This window comes from Streptomyces sp. NPDC088745 (assembly GCF_044751045.1).
Lineage (GTDB): Bacteria > Actinomycetota > Actinomycetes > Streptomycetales > Streptomycetaceae > Streptomyces > Streptomyces cremeus.
This window is the reverse complement of sequence record NZ_JBIVLB010000011.1, coordinates 183,732-200,151: the sequence shown is the minus strand read 5'-3', so window position 1 is coordinate 200,151 and position 16,420 is coordinate 183,732. Positions and strand designations below refer to the sequence as shown.

The 16,420-nt window shown below is 71.7% G+C and carries 14 protein-coding genes, 1 pseudogene and 1 riboswitch; of the genes and pseudogenes, 1 reads left to right on the top strand and 14 read right to left on the bottom strand.

Going from position 1 to position 16,420, the window contains the following annotated elements; genetic code table 11:
- Positions 1–56: 56 nt before the first annotated feature.
- The 9 genes from ACIP93_RS26560 to rpsB all read right to left on the bottom strand — a co-directional run bounded on the left by ACIP93_RS26560 (position 57) and on the right by rpsB (position 10,388).
- Entirely contained in the window at positions 57–1,097 is a 1,041-nt protein-coding gene (locus tag ACIP93_RS26560) for an ABC transporter ATP-binding protein (RefSeq protein WP_401762274.1), read from the bottom strand.
- Positions 1,098–1,115: 18 nt separating this feature from the next.
- Complete coding sequence (locus ACIP93_RS26555) at positions 1,116–2,735, bottom strand: ABC transporter permease (protein ID WP_401762271.1); 1,620 nt, start codon at positions 2,733–2,735, stop codon at positions 1,116–1,118.
- A gap of 110 nt (positions 2,736–2,845) precedes the next feature.
- Entirely contained in the window at positions 2,846–3,940 is a 1,095-nt protein-coding gene (locus ACIP93_RS26550) for a thiamine ABC transporter substrate binding subunit (RefSeq protein ID WP_401762268.1), read from the bottom strand.
- 78 nt (positions 3,941–4,018) lie between these two features.
- Positions 4,019–4,143, bottom strand: a riboswitch (TPP riboswitch).
- A gap of 38 nt (positions 4,144–4,181) precedes the next feature.
- Positions 4,182–5,288, bottom strand: a complete 1,107-nt coding sequence (rlmN, locus tag ACIP93_RS26545; protein WP_345228061.1) for a 23S rRNA (adenine(2503)-C(2))-methyltransferase RlmN — start codon at positions 5,286–5,288, stop codon at positions 4,182–4,184.
- Positions 5,289–5,493: 205 nt separating this feature from the next.
- On the bottom strand, positions 5,494–6,747 hold the full coding sequence (locus ACIP93_RS26540) for a phosphatidate cytidylyltransferase (RefSeq protein ID WP_401762266.1): 1,254 nt from the start codon (positions 6,745–6,747) through the stop codon (positions 5,494–5,496).
- The gene (gene frr / locus ACIP93_RS26535; protein ID WP_401762263.1) at positions 6,747–7,304 is read right to left on the bottom strand and encodes a ribosome recycling factor; all 558 of its coding nucleotides are present in this window, start codon (positions 7,302–7,304) and stop codon (positions 6,747–6,749) included. Before frr ends, ACIP93_RS26540 begins: the two co-directional genes overlap by 1 nt.
- A 211-nt stretch (positions 7,305–7,515) precedes the next feature.
- Positions 7,516–8,268, bottom strand: coding sequence for a UMP kinase (pyrH, locus tag ACIP93_RS26530; RefSeq protein WP_345228069.1), 753 nt, complete (start codon positions 8,266–8,268; stop codon positions 7,516–7,518).
- 183 nt (positions 8,269–8,451) lie between these two features.
- Positions 8,452–9,288: a translation elongation factor Ts gene (tsf, locus tag ACIP93_RS26525; RefSeq protein WP_345228071.1), complete on the bottom strand. Its 837-nt coding sequence runs from the start codon at positions 9,286–9,288 to the stop codon at positions 8,452–8,454.
- 182 nt (positions 9,289–9,470) lie between these two features.
- A complete protein-coding gene (gene rpsB / locus ACIP93_RS26520) occupies positions 9,471–10,388 on the bottom strand; it encodes a 30S ribosomal protein S2 (RefSeq protein WP_401762260.1) in 918 nt (305 codons plus the stop codon).
- Positions 10,389–10,710: 322 nt separating this feature from the next.
- On the opposite strand from rpsB, the pseudogene ACIP93_RS26515 reads away from it, so the two are divergent.
- A pseudogene (locus ACIP93_RS26515) lies at positions 10,711–11,226 on the top strand (peptidoglycan DD-metalloendopeptidase family protein); the annotation flags it as partial.
- Between the two features lie 173 nt (positions 11,227–11,399).
- On the opposite strand, the gene ACIP93_RS26510 reads toward ACIP93_RS26515, so the two are convergent.
- From ACIP93_RS26510 to ACIP93_RS26490, 5 genes are all read right to left on the bottom strand, one after another.
- Entirely contained in the window at positions 11,400–11,960 is a 561-nt protein-coding gene (locus ACIP93_RS26510) for a helix-turn-helix domain-containing protein (RefSeq protein WP_345229122.1), read from the bottom strand.
- Positions 11,961–12,070: 110 nt separating this feature from the next.
- Positions 12,071–12,907 carry an RNA polymerase sigma factor WhiG gene (gene whiG / locus ACIP93_RS26505; RefSeq protein ID WP_401762258.1) on the bottom strand — a complete coding sequence of 279 codons (837 nt, stop codon included), beginning with the start codon at positions 12,905–12,907 and terminating at the stop codon, positions 12,071–12,073.
- Between the two features lie 256 nt (positions 12,908–13,163).
- The gene (gene dprA / locus ACIP93_RS26500; RefSeq protein ID WP_401762255.1) at positions 13,164–14,339 is read right to left on the bottom strand and encodes a DNA-processing protein DprA; all 1,176 of its coding nucleotides are present in this window, start codon (positions 14,337–14,339) and stop codon (positions 13,164–13,166) included.
- Entirely contained in the window at positions 14,336–15,976 is a 1,641-nt protein-coding gene (locus ACIP93_RS26495; protein ID WP_345228081.1) for a YifB family Mg chelatase-like AAA ATPase, read from the bottom strand. The genes dprA and ACIP93_RS26495 overlap by 4 nt, the downstream gene beginning before the upstream one ends.
- Positions 15,976–16,362, bottom strand: coding sequence for a YraN family protein (locus ACIP93_RS26490; RefSeq protein ID WP_345228083.1), 387 nt, complete (start codon positions 16,360–16,362; stop codon positions 15,976–15,978). Before ACIP93_RS26490 ends, ACIP93_RS26495 begins: the two co-directional genes overlap by 1 nt.
- Between the last annotated feature and the right edge of the window lie 58 nt (positions 16,363–16,420).

The following is a 16,420-nucleotide window of genomic DNA, read 5'->3' as shown; positions in this document are numbered from 1 at the left end:
GGACCGCACGCATCCCGCAGGGGCCCCGCCCGGTGCCCCTGCCGGGAGGCGCCCCCTCATCCCTCCAGCAGTACGACCTCGTCCGCCGCGAACACCGCCCCGGCCTCCGTGCCCACCTCCGGCGCTTCGCGCAGTGGGCACTCGGCCTCCAGCAACGGGCCCCCCGCCGGGCGGAGCCGTACCGCGACGTGGTGGCCGCGGAAGGTGCGGGAGACCACGGTGCAGGGCAGCCCCTCAGCGGCCGGCACCAGCCGCACACCGGCCGGGCGTACGAGCAGCCGCGCCGGGCCCTGCCGGGCCCCCGGAGCAACGGGGACCTTGCCCCAGACCGTGTCGGCGGCCTCACCGGTGATCGTCGCCTCGACCACGTTGTCGAAGCCGAGGAAACGGGCGACGAACTCCGAGGCGGGCCGCTGCCACACCTCCAGCGGGGTGCCGGACTGCGCGATCCGGCCGTCCCGCATCACGACGACCCGGTCGGCGAGAGCGAAGGCCTCGCCCTGGTCGTGGGTCACGGCGAGGACCGTGGTGCCCAGTTGTCCGAAGAGCTGGCGCAGCTCCACGACGAGGCGTTCGCGCAGGCTGCGGTCAAGCTGCCCCAGCGGTTCGTCGAGCATCAGCAGCGCGGGCCGGGGCGCCAGCGCGCGGGCGAGAGCGACGCGTTGCTGTTCCCCGCCGGAGAGGGTGGCGACGGACCGGCCCTGGGCGCCGGGCAGGCCGACGAGTTCGAGGAGTTCCTCGACGCGGGCTGTCTGTTCGGCCCGCCGTGCACCGCGCATCCGCAGTCCGAACGCGACGTTGCCGCCGACGTCACGCTGCGGAAAGAGCTGATGGTCCTGGAACATCAGGCCCACCCCGCGCCGGTGCACAGGGGTGTCGGTCCGGTCGGCCCCCTCCAGGAGCACCCGTCCGGAGTCCAGCGGCTGGAGCCCGGCCACCGCGCGCAGCAGCGTCGACTTGCCGCTGCCGCTCGGCCCGAGCACGCACACGATCTCGCGCGCGGCCACCCGCAGATCGACCGCGTCGAGCGCCGTCCGCGCACCGAAGCGCACCGTCGCGGCCTCCAGATCCAGCAGGGGCGCAGCGGCCTCGGTCATGCGGGACTCCCCGGTCATTCAGAACTCCCCGGATGTGGATCGGTCGGGCCGGATGCGTTCCAGCACCAGCAGCGACACCGCGCACACGACCATCAGGATCGTGCTGAGGGCCATCGCCTGCCCGTAGTTGAGGTCCCCGGCCCGCCCGAGCAGCCGGGCCACGGCCACCGGAAGCGTCGGGTTGTCCGGCCGGGCGATGAAGACGGTCGCGCCGAACTCTCCCAGCGAGACGGCGAAGGCGAACCCGGCCGCGACGAGCAGTGCCCGCCGCACCATCGGCAGGTCGACCTCCCGCCACGCCCGCAGCGGCGACGCCCCGAGGACGGCGGCGGCCTCACGCAGCCGCCCGTCCACCGCGCGGAGCACCGGAAGCATGGTCCGTACGACGAACGGCACTCCTACCAGCGCCTGCGCCAACGGCACCAGGATCCACGAGGTCCGCAGGTCCAGCGGCGGCTGGTGGAGGGTGATCAGGAAGCCGAAGCCGACCGTCACCGCGGACACCCCCAGCGGCAGCATCAACAGCGCGTCGAAGCCCCGCACGAGCCGTCCCGCACGCCGGGTGAGCGCGGCAGCGGCCAGACCCCCCACCACCAGGGCGATGAGCGTCGCCACGACGGCGTACTGAAGGGAGTTGCCGACCGCTTCCAGCGGGGGGACGAGGAAGGTTCCACCGCCCCCGTCGGCCGACTGCAGTGCCCGGTAGTAGCGGAAGCCGTATCCGTCCGGGCCGTCGAAGGAGCGTTCGACCAGCACCGCGAGCGGCAGCAGGATCAGCACGAGCACGGTGGCCAGCACCCCGCCGAGCAGCGCCCACTGTCCCACCCCGCGGGGCCGTCGCGCCGTACGGGACGGGTCGACGAGCCTCAGCGCGCTCTCCCTGCGCCGCACGGTCCAGGCGTGGACGGCGAGGATCGCCCCCACCGCCGCGAACTGGACGAGGGTGAGCACGGCCGCCGTCGGGAGGTCGAGGAACTGCGCTGTCTGGCGGTAGATCTCCACCTCCAGGGTGGAGAAGGACGGCCCGCCCAGGATCTGCACCACTCCGAAGGAGGTGAAGGTGAAGAGGAAGACCATCAGCGCGGCCGCCGCCACCGCCGGCGCCAGCGCGGGCAGGGTCACCCGCCACCAGGCGGCGAAGCGCCCCGCGCCCAGGACGCGCGCCGCCTCTTCCTGACGGGGATCGAGCTGCGACCACAGGCCGCCCACGGTCCGTACGACCACCGCGTAGTTGAAGAAGACGTGCGCCAGCAGGATCGCCCACACACTGGTGTCCAGCCGCACCCCCCACAGCTCCGCCAGCAGCCCTCCCCGTCCCAGCACGGCCAGGAAGGCGGTGCCCACCACGACCGTGGGCAGGACGAACGGTACGGTGACCACGGCCCGCAGCAACTGCTTGCCGGGGAAGTCGAACCGGGCGAAGACATAGGCCGCCGGCAGGGCCAGTACCAGAGTGAGCGCGGTGGAGGCGAGCGCCTGCCAGGTCGTAAACCACAGCACTCCACCGATGTCGGGGTCGCCGAGCACCTCTCCGATCCGCCCGAACTGCCAGCTGCCGCCGGACCTCAGCCCCCGCCCCACGATCGCGACGACCGGGTAGGCGAAGAACAGCGCGAAGAAGGCGAGCGGCACGGCCATCAGCCCGCAGCGCACCGCGCTCCCGCGCCACGCGCCCCGCCGCCCGGCCGGCCCGGCGCCGCCACGGGAGCCCCTGTCAGGCCCTCGACGGCCGCCCGGCCGGGTCTCGGCTACTTCTTCACCAGCGAGGACCACGTCTTGACCCACTGCTCACGGTTGTCGGTGATCTTCTTGGGCTCGACGGTCAGCGGCTTGTCGACGGTCTCACCGAACTTCGTGTAGACCTCGGGCAGTGCGGTGCCCTTGACCGCCGGGTTCACGAACATCTTCAGCGGCAGGTCCTCCTGGAACTGCTTGCCGATGAGGAAGTCGAGGAGCGCCTTGCCGCCCGCTTCGTTCTTCGCGCCGTCCAGCAGCCCGGCGAACTCGATCTGCCGGAAGCAGGTCCCGGTGGCGACACCGGTCGGGGCCTCGGCCGGACGCGGCTCGGCGTAGAGCACCTCGACCGGCGGGCTGGAGGCGTAGGAGACCACCAGCGGCCGGTCCGCCTTGGCCTTCTTGCCGCCGGCGGACCCGGAGAACTCCTCGTTGTACGCCTGCTCCCAGCCGTCGACGACCTTGACGCCGTTGTCCTTGAGCTTCTGCCAGTAGCCCTGCCAGCCGTCGTCGCCGTACTGACCGGCGGTGGCGAGGAGGAAGCCGAGGCCCGGCGAGGAGTTCGCGGCGTCCTCCACGACGAGCAGGTCCTTGTACGCGGGCTTGACCAGGTCGTCGAGGGTCTTCGGCGGTGCCAGCTTCTTGTCGGCGAAGTACTTCTTGTCGTAGTTGACGCAGATGTCGCCGGTGTCGACGGGGGTCACCCGGTGCTCGGCCCTGTCCAGCTGGAGGTCCGCCGGTATTCGCTCCAGGCCCTTGGCCTCGTACGACTGGAACAGCCCGTTGTCGAGCGCGCGCGAGAGGAGGGTGTTGTCGACGCCGAAGAAGACGTCGCCGCGCGGCGAGCCCTTGGTGAGGATCTCCTGGTTGAGCGCGGCGCCGGCGTCCCCGCTCTTGAGGACCTTCACCGTGAAACCGGTCTGCTGTGTGAACGCCTTCAGCACGGCGGGCGACACGTCGAACGAGTCGTGACTGACCAGCGTGACGGTCTTCGAGGCGGCCCCGCCGCTCCGGGCGGAGTCACTGTCGGAGCCCCCGCAGGCGGCGAGCGCGCTGACGCCGACGGCTGCGGCCAGTGCCGTGGCGGCGTACCTCTTGATGGTGCTCAAAACATCCTCCTGGGCATGACCAGGAAGAGACGCGGCCCTGCCCGCCCCCGAAGAAGGGGTGCGGGCAGGGCGCAACAGCTTGAGTAACGACCGAACTTCCTACCCAGAATGACCTGGGCAAGGTTCAGAGGGTCTGCGGCCTTGTCCGTACGCAACGAACGGTGCCGCACTCTCAGCGCTGTGGCGCTCCCCTGTCGGAAATATGTAAATGTGCAGCCCAGCCTACAGGGGCTCCGTCGAACTAGCGCTCGGACGCCGCCAGCTGCCCGCAGGCCCCGTCGATCTCCTGGCCCCGGGTGTCCCGCACGGTCACCGGCACCCCGTGCGACGCGATGGCCTCGACGAAGGCCTTCTCGTCCTCGGGCCGCGAAGCGGTCCACTTGGAGCCCGGCGTCGGGTTCAGCGGGATGAGGTTGACGTGCACCCGCTTGTTCTTCAGCAGCCGGCCCAGCAGGTCGCCCCGCCAGGCCTGGTCGTTGATGTCCCGGATCAGCGCGTACTCGATCGAGATGCGGCGGCCGGACTTCTCCGCGTACTCCCACGCGGCGTCCAGCACCTCCCGCACCTTCCAGCGCGTGTTCACCGGCACCAGGGTGTCGCGCAGCTCGTCGTCCGGCGCGTGCAGCGACACGGCGAGACGGCACTTGAAGCCCTCGTCCGCGAACCGCAGCATCGCGGGCACCAGACCCACGGTGGAGACCGTGATGCCACGCTGCGACAGCCCGAGCCCGTCCGGCTCGGGGTCGGTCAGCCGGCGGATGGCGCCGACGACGCGCTTGTAGTTGGCCAGCGGCTCGCCCATCCCCATGAAGACGATGTTCGACAGCCGCGCCGGTCCGCCCGGGACCTCGCCGTCGCGCAGCGCGCGCATGCCGTCGACGATCTGGTGCACGATCTCCGCCGTCGACAGGTTCCGGTCGAGACCGGCCTGCCCGGTGGCGCAGAACGGGCAGTTCATGCCGCAGCCCGCCTGTGAGGAGATGCACATGGTCACCCGGTCCGGGTACCGCATGAGCACGGACTCCACCAGCGTCCCGTCGTGCATCTTCCACAGCGTCTTGCGCGTGGTGTCCTGGTCGGTCGACAGGTGCCGTACGACGGTCATCAGTTCGGGCAGCAGCGCGTCCCGCAGCTTGTCGCGCGAACCGGCGGGGATGTCGGTCCACTCCGCCGGGTCGTGGGCGTACCGGGCGAAGTAGTGCTGGGACAGCTGCTTGGCGCGGAACGGCTTCTCGCCGATCTCGGCAACCGCTTCCTTGCGCTCGGCGGGCGTGAGGTCGGCGAGGTGCCGCGGGGGCTTCTTGGCTCCGCGGGGCGCGACGAAAGTGAGTTCTCCGGGTACAGGCATGGTCTCTCCAGTGTCGCAGACATCGCGAGCACCCACCGAAAGCGGCCATTGCGCGCCCGGGACCGCCGCGGCCGGCCACCACCGTGAGAGCGACGGCGGCTCAGCCGTGAGAAGCAGACGAGGGACCCGCCGTCCTGTGGACAGCGGGCCCCTCATCCGTACAGCAGCAGGTCGAGCGCCGGTCAGGCGACCGCGGGACCCGGGATCACGCGGACCCCACGAAGATCACCAGCATCAGCCACACCACCGGAGCCGTCGGCAGCAGCGAGTCCAGCCGGTCCATGATGCCGCCGTGGCCGGGCAGCAGCGTGCCCATGTCCTTGATCCCGAGATCCCTCTTGATCATGGACTCGCCCAGGTCGCCCAGCGTGGCACTCGCCGCGACCGCGAGGCCCAGCAGCATGCCCTGCCACCACGTGCCGCCGTCGACCAGCAGTGTCATGCACAGCACGCCCGCCGCCATCGCGAAGGCGATCGCCCCGAGCAGCCCTTCCCGGGTCTTGCCCGGGCTGATGCTCGGCGCCAGCTTGTGCCTGCCGAAGCGCCAGCCCACCGCGTACGCACCGGTGTCGCTGACCACGGTCAGCAGCAGGAAGGTGAGCACCCGCTGCGGCCCGTCGTCGGCGGTGAGCATCAGCGCGACGAAGGTGGCCAGGAACGGGACGTAGAACGCGGCGAAGACCCCCGCGGTGACGTCCTTGAGGTACCCCTCGGGGGGTTCGGTCATCCGCCAGACCAGCACCGCCAGCGCGGTGAGGGCCATCGCGACCCACGCGCCCTCGGGCCCGCGCACGTAACCGGCGACGACCATCGCCGCACCGCCGACCGCGAGCGGCACCAGCGGCGCCTTGATCCCCTTGCGCTCCTCGAGGCGGGAGGTCAGTTCCCACAGCCCGACGACCACGGCGACCGCTATGACACCGATGAAGGCGGGCGGCCAGATGAACAGGGAGGCGAAGATCACGGCGCCGAGACCGAGACCCACCCCTATGGCGGCCCGCAGATCACGGCCCGCCCGCTTCTTCTGAGGAACCTGAGGGACCTGTGGAGCCTGGGAGACCTGAGGAACGTGCGGAGCCTGGGAAGCCGGAGGCGGCTCGGGCGCCAGAGGCTGAGCAGCCTGAGGGGGCGGGGGCGGCTGCTGCGCCTGAGGCTGCTGCGGCGCCGGGGGCGGGGTGGACATGAGCTCCTGCGGCATCTCTTCGCGGAACGGAGAACCGCCCTGCGGCATGTCGTCGCCGAACGGGGGACCGCTCCGCCTCGCAGGAGCGGTCCCCCGGTTCCGGTCGTCGCGGTCGTCGGCGTCTCTGCCTGTCTCGGGCACGATGGGCATGGGCCGAGTGTGCTGGGCGTCATACGCATCGTACGCGGGACCCGCCGGGAGGGGCCCCTGGTCGGGGGCGGTCCATTCACCGGCATAGCCCGCCCTCGGCCGGGCTCCCCAGGAAGAGTCGTTCATCAGACCTCGAGCAGCTCGGCTTCCTTGTGCTTCAGCAGCTCGTCCACCTGCGCCACGTACTTCGCGGTGGTGTCGTCGAGCTCCTTCTCGGCACGGCGGACCTCGTCCTCGCCGGCTTCCTTGTCCTTGACCAGCTTGTCGAGGGTGTCCTTGGCCTTGCGGCGCACGGAGCGGATCGAGATCCGGGAGTCCTCGGCCTTGTTGCGCGCGACCTTGATGTAGTCCTTGCGGCGCTCCTCCGTCAGCTGGGGGAACGTCACTCGGATGATGCGGCCGTCGTTGCTCGGGTTGACGCCGAGGTCGGAGTCGCGGATGGCCTGCTCGATGTTGCGCAGGGCGCTCGCGTCGAAGGGGGTCACCACGGCCATGCGGGGCTCGGGGACCGAGAACGACGCCAGCTGGTTGATGGGGGTCAGAGCGCCGTAGTAGTCGGCCACGATCTTGTTGAACATCGCCGGGTGCGCACGGCCGGTGCGGATCGCGGCGAAGTCCTCCTTGGCGACCACGACGGCCTTCTCCATTTTCTCCTCGGCCTCAAGAAGAATTTCTTCAATCACCACGTACTCCTGCATGTCTTGAACTGCGCTGCATGACTTGGACTGCTGCGTACACCTGCTGCGTACACCTGTTGCGTACCACTGCTGCTGTCACCGCCCGCACCTGCCGCTGCGTACATCTGCTGCTGCGTGCGTCGTCTCCTGCACGGTGTCCGACCGGCAGGACATTGTCCATCCCCCGGCGGGGCCAGGGGGACGGACCACCCACCTGTCAGCCCCGAGTGCCCCGGGCGTTGACGAGCGTGCCGATCTTCTCACCCTTGACCGCGCGGGCGATATTGCCCTCGGCCAGCAGCTCGAAGACCAGGATCGGCAGGTCGTTGTCGCGGCACAGCGTGATGGCGGTGGCGTCGGCGACCTTGAGGTCGCGGGCCAGCACCTCGCTGTACTCCAGCGCGTCGAACTTGACCGCTTCGGGGTTCTTCTTGGGGTCGGAGTCGTAGACGCCGTCGACCCCGTTCTTGCCCATCAGCAGGGCTTCCGCGTCGATCTCCAGCGCGCGCTGGGCAGCGGTGGTGTCGGTGGAGAAGTACGGCATGCCCATGCCCGCGCCGAAGATCACGACGCGCCCCTTCTCCAGGTGACGCACGGCGCGCAGCGGAATGTACGGCTCCGCGACCTGACCCATGGTGATGGCGGTCTGGACGCGGGAGTCGATGCCCTCCTTCTCCAGGAAGTCCTGGAGCGCGAGGCAGTTCATGACGGTGCCGAGCATGCCCATGTAGTCCGAGCGGGCCCGGTCCATGCCGCGCTGCTGGAGTTCGGCGCCGCGGAAGAAGTTGCCGCCGCCGATGACGACCGCGATCTCCGCGCCGTCGCGTACGACCGCGGCGATCTCACGCGCGATGGCGTGGACGACGTCGGGGTCGACACCGAGAGCACCGCCACCGGCGAACGCCTCGCCCGAGAGCTTCAGCATGAAGCGCCCGGTCCTCTTGCCGCTGTCCTGATTCGCCTGATTCATGGGGGAATTCTCCTCGTGCACATACGAAGAAGGCCATTGCCGGTGGATCCTTGCGGTTCCCTCTGCGGCAATGGCCTCCTCGTCAGATCCGCGGCCGTCCGGCGCGTACTCCGGGCGGCTGCCTCAGACCCTAGTCGGGCCTGGCGATGTTCGCGTTACGTCGACAGGGTCGGACGTACGGACTCAGATGCCGACCTTGATGCGCGCGAAGCGCTTCAGGGTGACGCCGGCCTCGTCCAGGACCTTCTGGACGGACTTCTTGTTGTCCAGCGCGTACGGCTGGCCCAGGAGGGTGGCCTCCTTGAAGAAGCCGTTCACGCGACCCTCGACGATCTTCGGGAGGGCGGCCTCGGGCTTGCCCTCGGCGCGCGTGGTCTCCTCGGCGACGCGGCGCTCGGCCTCGACGACCTCGGCCGGGACGTCGCCCTTGTCGAGGTACTTCGGCGCGAAGGCGGCGATGTGCTGGGCGATGCCACGGGCCAGCTCGGCGTCGGCCTTGTCCAGCTCGACCAGAACACCGATCTGCGGGGGCAGGTCGGGCATGGTGCGGTGCATGTACGCGGTGACGTAGGCGCCCTCGTACTGGGCGAAGCGCTCCAGGACGATCTTCTCGCCGAGGTTGGCGTTGGCCTCGTCGACGAACGCCTGGACCGTCTTGCCGGCCTCGATCTCGGAGGCGAGCAGCGCGGCGATGTCGGCCGGCTTGGTGGCGGCGACGTGCGCGGCGAGCTGGTTGGCGACGGCCTGGAACTTCTCGCCCTTGGCAACGAAGTCCGTCTCGCACTTGAGCTCGACGATGACACCGGAGGTGTTGTCGTCGGCGATCAGGGAGACGACGGCGCCGTTCTCGGCCGAACGGCCCTCGCGCTTGGCGACGCCCTTCTGGCCCTTGATGCGCAGGGCTTCGACAGCCTTGTCGACGTTGCCGTCGGCCTCGTCGAGGGCCTTCTTGCAGTCCATCATGCCGGCGCCGGTGAGCTCGCGGAGCTTCTTGACGTCAGCGGCGGTGTAGTTCGCCATGAGTCTGTGAATCTCTTCTCGGAAGTCGTGATCTACGAGTCGTGATCCGCCAGATCGACGTGATCCACGGGCTGCCCGGTTCACGGGCGTCCCGGATCGACGCGATCTACGGGTGGACGGCGGGGGCGGAGCGCACGCGGTGCGCTCCCTCCCCCGCCGTCAGTCAGCCGTTACGGGCTGGTTCAGGCCTTGTCGGCGTCCGCGGCCGGAGCCTCGGCAGCGGCCTCGGCCGGCTTCTCGGCCTCGGCGGCCGGAGCGGCCTCGGCGGCCGGAGCGGCCTCGGCGGCAGCGGCGTCGGCGGCCGGAGCCTCGTCGGCCTTCTTGTCACCCTCGAGCAGGTCGCGCTCCCACTCGGCGAGGGGCTCGCCGGCGGCCTTCTCGCCCGGCTTGGAGTCGCCCGTGGCGGCACCGGAACGGGCGATGAGGCCCTCGGCGACGGCGTCGGCGATCACGCGGGTGAGCAGCGTGACGGAGCGGATCGCGTCGTCGTTGCCGGGGATCTTGTAGTCGACCTCGTCGGGGTCGCAGTTGGTGTCGAGGATCGCGACGACCGGGATGCGCAGCTTGCGCGCCTCGCCGACGGCGATGTGCTCCTTCTTGGTGTCGACGATCCACACCGCGGAGGGAACCTTCGACATCTCGCGGATACCGCCGAGGGTCTTCTCCAGCTTGGCCTTCTCACGCGAGAGGACCAGGAGCTCCTTCTTGGTGAGGCCCGACGCGGCCACGTCCTCGAAGTCGATGAGCTCCAGCTCCTTCAGGCGCTGGAGGCGCTTGTAGACGGTGGAGAAGTTGGTCAGCATGCCGCCGAGCCAGCGCTGGTTCACGTAGGGCATGCCCACGCGGGTCGCCTGCTCCGCGATGGCCTCCTGGGCCTGCTTCTTCGTACCGACGAACATGATGGAACCGCCGTGGGCGACGGTCTCCTTCACGAACTCGTAGGCGCGGTCGATGTACGACAGCGACTGCAGGAGGTCGATGATGTAGATGCCGTTGCGCTCCGTGAAGATGAAACGCTTCATCTTCGGGTTCCAACGACGGGTCTGGTGACCGAAGTGGACGCCGCTTTCCAGCAGCTCCCGCATCGTGACGACGGCCATGGCCGTACTCCTTGAGGTACTCGGTTACCGCTTCCGCCGGACGGCGGTCGCGCCTGACGTCCCACGCGCTGTGCCCATGAGGGTCCGGACCGTGCGGTCGGAGACTCCGAGGACCGAGCAGCGCTGCCACTGACCGCTGCGACGAGGGTGATGGCGGGACGTGCGAAGTCGATCCGGTGACCCGGATCGCCACAAGAAGTGTACGGGACCCGCACCGTGCCGGGTGACGGCGTTGTCCACAACCGCCCGGCTGTCCACAGGAACGGTCCATGATCCCCGCGAAATCGCCCGTTGCGGGAGCGTTCTCGGCATGTACCGACTGATGACGCTGACCCTCGCCGTCCTCCTCTGGCTCTGGCAGGCCGCACCGGCGCACGCCGCCCCGGACCCGGACCGTTTCTGGCCGGTGGGCGTACGTCCCGATGTCGTACGGGGCTGGGAGCCGCCCCCCTCGCGGTACGCGGCCGGGCACCGCGGCGTGGACCTGGCGGCCCCGCCGGGCGCACCGGTGCGGGCGGCGGCCGCGGGGGAGGTGTCGTTCGCGGGCCGGGTGGCGGGGCGCGGAGTGCTGTCGGTCACGCTGCCCGGCACCGGCGACCCGCCCCTGCGCACGACGTACGAGCCGGTGCGCGCGCTGGTCGCGGAGGGCGACGAGGTGGCGGCGGGCAAGGTGGTGGCGGTGCTGGAGGCCGGTGCGCACCACTGCCCGGTGGGCGGCTGTCTGCACTGGGGCCTGCTGCGGGGCCCGGACTACCTGGACCCGCTCTCCCTGCTCCCGCCCGCCCTGCTGCACCGCGGCCCGCCCCGGCTGCTGCCGGTCTTCGGGGTTCCCCTTCCCGCCGCCGCACAGGCCCGGACACTTCCCGCAGGCGTACGGAGCCGGGCGCTTCCGGCAGGGGCAGGGCCCCGGGCGCTTCCCGCAGGGCTACGGGGCCGGACCCGGCTGGCGGTGGGACGGGACGGGGTGCCGCCCGGGGCGGTGCTCGTGTGCCCGGTGTGGTGGCTGGGGCGTCAGCCCCGGACGCCGCGCAGGGCCATCGAGACGGCGGCCTCGGTGATGACGGCCGGGTCCTCGGCGGCGCCGCCCAGCTCCAGGCGGCGGACGGCGGCGTCCACGACGCCCTGGAGCATCATGGCCGCCAGCCGGGGCTGCTCGTGGCCCAGGTCGCGCAGGGCGTCGCCGATCATCGTGACGAGACCGCCGTGCGCGGCGCGGATCTTCTCCCGCGCGCCGGCGTCCAGCTCGCTCGCGGAGATCGCGACGACGGCCCGGTGACGGCGGTCGCCGACCAGCGTCAGTTGCTGCCGCACGTAGGCCTCGACCTTGCCCTCGGCGGTGCCGGCCGCCGCCATGGCGTCCTCGACCTCGGCCGCCCAGACGGGGAAGTCGACGGCGCACAGCTCCTCGACGACCGCTCCCCGGGAGCGGAAGTACTCGTAGACCGAGGAGCGGGCCAGGCCCGTGCGCTCGGCGAGGGCGGGGAAGGTCAGAGCCTCCGTACCGCCTTCGGACAGGAGGGAGCGGGCAGCGTCCAGAAGGGCGCTGCGCTGCATCGTCCGGTGCTCGGCCACGGAGGCCGCTCGAATCCTTGGCACGCCTCCACTCTACGGATGCCGGGTCGAGATGACGACGGGGTACACCCGGCAGGGACGATTCAGCGCGATGCGCGGTGTTCGCCCGGTCAGCGTCCGGCGTCGGCGAGCTTGGCCCTGAGCTGCAGGACCGACTTGGTGTGGATCTGGCTGACCCGGCTCTCCGTGACGCCGAGCACATTGCCGATCTCGGCCAGGGTAAGCCCCTCGTAGTAGTAGAGGGTGATCACGGTCTTCTCCCGGTCGGGCAGGGTGTTGATGGACCGGGCGAGGAGTCTGCGCAGCTCGCGGTCCTCGGCGACCTCGACGGGGTTGTCGGCGCTGGTGTCCTCCAGCGTCTCCATCAGGCTGAGGCGGTCGCCGCCCTCGCCGCCCGCGTGCAGCAGCTCTTCGAGGGCGACCACGTTGGCGAGCGACAGCTGGCTGAAGACCGTGTGCAGTTCCTCGACCGCGATGCCCATCTCGCCGGCGACCTCGCCCTCGGAGGGGGTGCGCCGGAGCTTGGCCTCCAGGGTGGCGTAGGCCCGCTCGACGGCCTTGGCCTTCTGCCGCACGGAGCGCGGGATCCAGTCCAGGGCACGCAGCTCGTCGATCATCGCGCCGCGGATGCGGGTGATGGCGTACGTCTCGAACTTGATGGAGCGCTCGATGTCGAACTTCTCGATGGCGTCGATCAGCCCGAAGACGCCGGAGGACACGAAGTCGGCCTGCTCGACGTTGGCGGGCAGGCCCACGCTGACCCGGCCCGCGACGTACTTCACCAGCGGCGAGTAGTGCAGGATCAGCTGCTCCCGGAGCCGCTCGTCGCCCGTGGTCTTGTACGACCGCCACAACTCGTCCACGGACGAGGGCGCCGGGGGCCGTACGGCACCGCGGGCAGCCGGGGGCGCTGCCGCGCGGTCAGACCCGGAGGTGTGCTGGGGCATGCGTTGCCTTGAGCCGTTCTGGTGTGACGTGAGGGGGACTTGGTGCCGTGTGTGGTGCCTGAGCGGGGCGAAATCTTTGCGAGCGTAGCGTGACAGAGGCGTCGCGGTGCGCGAAGGACATGGAGCCGGATCGTCCGGTTGACGGCCGCGGACCGCGTCCGGCCACCGGAACCGCCGTCGCGCGCGGCTGCTCCCGACGAGGTCGGACGCCTGGTGCCACGGTCATCTCGTTACCTTTTCACTCCGGAGCCCCTGGTCAAGCACCGCCTCGCCGGTCACACGCGGCGCGTACCGCGCTTGACGCCAACTGCCAGCCGTCGCCCCGGCGTTCGACGAACCCCAGGGAGTGCAGTTCGTACAGCCGGGCGAGCGCCTCGTCCCGGGTGGTCGCCGCTTCGCGGGCGACGTCGCGCGCGTCGGCGGCGCGCCGGGCGGGCAGCGCCTCCAGCACCCGGGCGGTGACGGGGTCCAGGAGGTCCTTGGGCAGGACGGGTCCGCGCCGGGCGGGGGCGAGGTCGCCGATCTCGCCGACGAGTTCGGCGACTTCGTCGGCGTCGGTCACCAGTACGCCCTCGCCGCGCAGCAGTTCGTGGACTCCGGCCGAGAGTCCGCTGGTGGCGGGCCCCGGCACGCCCATGGTGAAGCGGCCCAGGCGCTGGGCGCAGCGGGCGGTGGCGAGCGAACCGCTGCGGTACTCGGCCTCCACGACGACGGTGCCGCGGGTGAGGGCCGCGATGACCCGGTTGCGCAGCACGAAACGGCTGGGGGTCGGATGGCTGCCGGGCGGCAACTCGCTCACGACGAGTCCCTGGCCGGCGACGCGCCCGATCAACTCGGCGTGCCCGCGCGGGTAGACGACGTCGGTCCCGCAGGCCAGCACCGCCACGGTGGCCCCGTCCGTGCCCAGCGCCCCGCGGTGCGCCGCGCCGTCGATACCGAAGGCGGCTCCGGAGACCACCACCCAGCCGCGCTCGGCGAGGCCGGCGGCGAGGGTGGTCGCCATGTGCGCCCCGTACGGGGTGCAGGCGCGGGCCCCGACCACGGCGACGGAGCGCAGGGCCCACAACCGCAGGTTCGCCCGCCCCCTGACCCACAGGGCGACCGGCCGGGCGTCCCCGAGGTCGTCGAGCTGTCCGGGCCACTCCTCCTCGCCGGGGCAGATCAGCCGCGCGCCGACGGAGGCCGCCGCCGCCCGGTACCGGTCCGCATCGGCCGCGGCGGCCCGGCTGCGGTAGCCGTCGAGCCGTTTCGCACTGGCGCCGGTGAGCGTGTCGCCGGGTCCGGGCGCGGGAACGGTCAGGCGTCGCAGCACCTCGACGGGCCCGTGCTCGCGCAGCCACCGGCCGCCCGTCTCGTCGCCCGGCTCGATGATCCCGGTGAGGGCGGCCCGGGCCGCCCGCGCCGCCGCGGCCGGCCCGTCGTCCGGTGTCATGACACTCCCCCGCCCACCAGGACCGCCGGTTCCGGGCGGGAGGGGCGGACGGCTCCGCGGTCGACGCCGGTGCGCATCTGGAGGGCGAGTTCCAGGTCGTTGCGGTCGGGCCGGTCGTGGCCGTGCAGGTCGGCGACGGTCCAGGCCACGCGCAGCACCCGGTCGAAGCCGCGAGCGGTGAGCAGGCCCCGCTCCATGTCCCGTTCGGCGGCGCCCAGCGCCTCGGGGGCCGACGCCCAGCGGGTGCGCAGTTCGTGCCCGGGCACTTCGCTGTTGTTCGTCCAGGGCGTGCCCTCCAGGCGGGCCGCGGCCCGCTGCCTGGCGGCCCGCACCCGCCCGGCGACGGCCTCGGTCGACTCCCCGCGGCCGCCGGCGTCCATCAGGTCGGCCCGGGTCACGGCCGCGACCCCGACCCGCAGGTCGACCCGGTCGATGAGCGGGCCGGACAGCCGCCCCTGATAGCGCCGGACCACCGCCGAACCGCAGTCGCACACCGCTTCCTTCTGCCCGAACCGTCCGCAGGGGCACGGATTCGCGGCCAGCACCATCTGGAAACGGGCGGGCAGGCGCACCACTCCGGCGCTGCGGGCCACCACCACGTGCCCGGACTCCAGCGGCTGCCGCAGCGAATCGAGCGCCTTGGCCGTGAACTCCGGGGCCTCGTCCATGAAGAGGATTCCCCGGTGGGCGAGGGAGACCGCCCCCGGGCGGGGCAGTCCGTTGCCGCCGCCGATCAGCGACTGCATGGTCGCCGAGTGGTGGGGCGCGCAGTACGGGGCCCGGGTCACCAGGGGCTCGCCGGGCGGCAGGATGCCCGCCACCGAGTGCACGGCGGTGACTTCGAGGGACTCCCGCCGGGTGAGCGGGGGCAGCAGGCCGCGCAGCCGCTCCGCGAGCATGGTCTTGCCCGCGCCCGGCGGCCCGTGGAGCAGCAGGTGGTGCCCGCCGGCCGCGGCGATCTCCAGGGCGAAGCGGGCGGTCTCCTGGCCCCCGACGTCCGCGAGGTCGGCCACCTCGTCCCCGCCGGCGGTCAGTCCGGTGCCCGCCCCCGCGCCGGGCACCATCAGCCCGGCCAGCATGGCGTCGGGCCGCCCCTCGTCGGCGGGCTCCTCGTCGGGCACCTCCTCCCCGGCGAGGACCGCGATGAGCTGGCGCAGGCTGCGTACGCCGAGGACGGAGACGCCCGGCACCAGGGCGGCCTCCGCCGCGCACTGTTCGGGCACCACCACCTGCCGGTAGCCGGCCTCCGCCGCGGCGAGCACCGCCGGGAGGATGCCCCGCACCGGTCTGACCCGGCCGTCGAGCCCCAGCTCGCCGATGACCACCAGGTCGGCGATCTCCCGGGGGTCGATCCGCTCGGCGGCGCTCAGCACGGCCACCGCCACGGCCAGGTCGAAGCCGCTGCCGGACTTGGGCACCGAGGCGGGGCTCAGCCCCACCGTCAGCTTCTTCTGCGGCCACTGGACCCCGGAGTTGACGACGGCCGCCCGCACCCGGTCCTTGCTCTCCACCAGGCTCTTGTCGGGGAGCCCCACCAGGGCGAAGGCCGCCACCCCCGGCTCCAGGTCGGCCTGTACCTCGACGACCACGCCCTCGACGCCGACCAGCGCCACCGAACACGTACGCGCGAACCCCATCAGGCCACCCCCCGCACGTGTTCCACGACGGGGGCCCCGCGCCGGGGCAGGGTGACGCCCACGAGGTCGATCCGGGCCCCGCCGGGCGGGACGGCGCCGTACTCGTGCAGATAGAGCTCGGCGAGGGTGTGCAGGCGTCGGGCCTTCTCGGCGGTGACGCCTTCCGCGGGTTGCTGGAAGGCGCCGGCCCGCCGGGTCTTGACCTCGCAGACGACGAGCGCGTCGCCGTCGCGGGCCACGATGTCGATCTCACCGGCCCGGCAGCGCCAGTTGCGCTCCAGGACGGTCATACCGGCTTCGGCGAGCCGGCGGGCGGCGAGGTCCTCGCCGTACCGGCCGAGGGCTCCGCGCGCGGTCTTCGGGGCGTGTGCGTTCTGTGCGTTCATTCGGTTCCACCTCCGGAACCGAATGTGACGCATGCACCGCAAACCTGTGGATCTTGGT

Coding starts and splice junctions, on each gene's coding strand:
- ACIP93_RS26560 (WP_401762274.1), bottom strand. CDS start 1,097: ATGACCGAGGCCGCTGCGCCCCTGCTGGATCTGGAGGCCGCGACGGTG.
- ACIP93_RS26555 (WP_401762271.1), bottom strand. CDS start 2,735: ATGGCCGTGCCGCTCGCCTTCTTCGCGCTGTTCTTCGCCTACCCGGTC.
- rlmN (WP_345228061.1), bottom strand. CDS start 5,288: ATGCCTGTACCCGGAGAACTCACTTTCGTCGCGCCCCGCGGAGCCAAG.
- ACIP93_RS26540 (WP_401762266.1), bottom strand. CDS start 6,747: ATGAACGACTCTTCCTGGGGAGCCCGGCCGAGGGCGGGCTATGCCGGT.
- pyrH (WP_345228069.1), bottom strand. CDS start 8,268: ATGAATCAGGCGAATCAGGACAGCGGCAAGAGGACCGGGCGCTTCATG.
- tsf (WP_345228071.1), bottom strand. CDS start 9,288: ATGGCGAACTACACCGCCGCTGACGTCAAGAAGCTCCGCGAGCTCACC.
- rpsB (WP_401762260.1), bottom strand. CDS start 10,388: ATGGCCGTCGTCACGATGCGGGAGCTGCTGGAAAGCGGCGTCCACTTC.
- whiG (WP_401762258.1), bottom strand. CDS start 12,907: ATGCCCCAGCACACCTCCGGGTCTGACCGCGCGGCAGCGCCCCCGGCT.
- dprA (WP_401762255.1), bottom strand. CDS start 14,339: ATGACACCGGACGACGGGCCGGCCGCGGCGGCGCGGGCGGCCCGGGCC.
- ACIP93_RS26495 (WP_345228081.1), bottom strand. CDS start 15,976: ATGGGGTTCGCGCGTACGTGTTCGGTGGCGCTGGTCGGCGTCGAGGGC.
- ACIP93_RS26490 (WP_345228083.1), bottom strand. CDS start 16,362: ATGAACGCACAGAACGCACACGCCCCGAAGACCGCGCGCGGAGCCCTC.